1 protein-coding gene is annotated in these 1,453 nt (G+C 69.0%); it reads right to left on the bottom strand.

What is annotated here, in order from left to right:
• Window positions 1–8: 8 nt before the first annotated feature.
• Complete coding sequence (locus IG69_RS0119420) at window positions 9–1,385, bottom strand: IS30 family transposase (protein WP_157577744.1); 1,377 nt, start codon at window positions 1,383–1,385, stop codon at window positions 9–11.
• Window positions 1,386–1,453: the final 68 nt, after the last annotated feature.

Here is a 1,453-nt window from a genome sequence, read left to right as displayed (position 1 = left end):
GACCGGACTCAACCGGTGGTCGCAACACCGACTGAATGATGTTGGGACAGTAGCTCGTCGAGGGCTTCGGCGGGTGTCTTCCATCCGAGGGTCTTGCGGGGCCTTTGGTTCAGGGCGGTAGCGACGGCGTCGATCTCTTCGGCGTTCCACCGGGCGAGGTCGGTGCCCTTGGGGAAGTACTGGCGCAGGAGGCCGTTGGTGTTCTCGTTGGTTCCACGCTGCCAGGGGGAGTGTGGGTCGGCGAAGTAGACCTTCACGCCGGTGTCGATGGTGAACCGGGCGTGCTGTGCGAGCTCCTTGCCACGGTCCCAGGTGATCGAGCGTCGCAGGTGCTCGGGCAAGGTGATGATCTTCGCGGCGAGGGCCTCGCGCATCGCCTCGGCGCCGTACCCGCCGAGTGCGGGTCCGTTCTTGACCCTGGGTTCGGTGCCGTAGCCCTCCAGCCGCGGGAGGTGGATGAGCAGCGCGAACCGGGTCGAGCGCTCGACCAGCGTCCCGATCGCGGAGCGGTTCAGGCCGATGATCAGGTCTCCTTCCCAGTGTCCCGGGACGGCACGGTCCTCGACCTCGGCCGGACGCTCGCTGATCACCACGTCGCTGCTGACGTGACCGCTGGGGCGGTTGCGGGCCCGGGCTCGAGGGACCCGCAGCGCTCGTCCAGTTCGCAGGCAGGTCACCAGCTCTCGTTTCAGGGCGCCCCGGCCCTGTACGTAGAGCGCCTGGTAGATCGCCTCGTGGCTGATCCGCATGGACTCATCATCGGGGAAGTCCACCGGCAGCCGGGCGGCGATCTGTTCGGGGCTCCACGCGGTACTCCAGCGCCGGTCGGAGCGGCGGGCCTGGTTCAGGCCCTTCCACGGTTTGAGCGCCGGCCCGGCTATCACGGTGCCGTCGGCTGCACGGATCACCCCCGCGAGCCGGTCCTGGACGTACTCGCGCAGCCTGGGGTTCTCGACCAGCTTGGCGGTCTTCGGGCGGCGGGCGACCAGTTCGGCCTTCCATTGCGCCACCCCCGCGCGATACTCCAGCCGGCCTGATCGCGTGGCCGCGTTACGCCGCAGCTCGCGCGAGATCGTCGACGGTGACCGTCCCAGCTGGCGCGCGATCTCCCGCACTCCGGCACCCCGCCCACGACAGATCGCGATCTCCTCCCGCTCCGCGAACGACAGGTACCTCCCGGACAACCCCACAAGCTGTATCGACGGCATGCCGCCACGCTCCCGGAACCAGCGGCTGCCCTCGGCGCCAGACACGCCGCAGGCGATCGCGGCCGCCTCGCTGGTTGCGCCCCCAGCGATCTCCAGCCAGAACTGACGCTCGATATCCCGCCGGATCGGGGGCCTTCCCGGCGAACGCATCGCCGGACGACCCGTCCTCGTCACCATCCACCCAGGTGGACGACCCATGAACACCTCCACGATCGAGGTGTTGCGACGACCAGTTGAATCCGCCC

The sequence above is a fragment of the Phycicoccus jejuensis genome (assembly GCF_000720925.1).
GTDB lineage: Bacteria > Actinomycetota > Actinomycetes > Actinomycetales > Dermatophilaceae > Phycicoccus > Phycicoccus jejuensis.
This window is presented reverse-complemented; position numbering and strand designations above follow the sequence as displayed.

Excerpts from the sequence above, each read along its gene's own strand:
- IG69_RS0119420 (WP_157577744.1), bottom strand. The coding sequence starts at position 1,385 with ATGGTGACGAGGACGGGTCGTCCGGCGATGCGTTCGCCGGGAAGGCCC.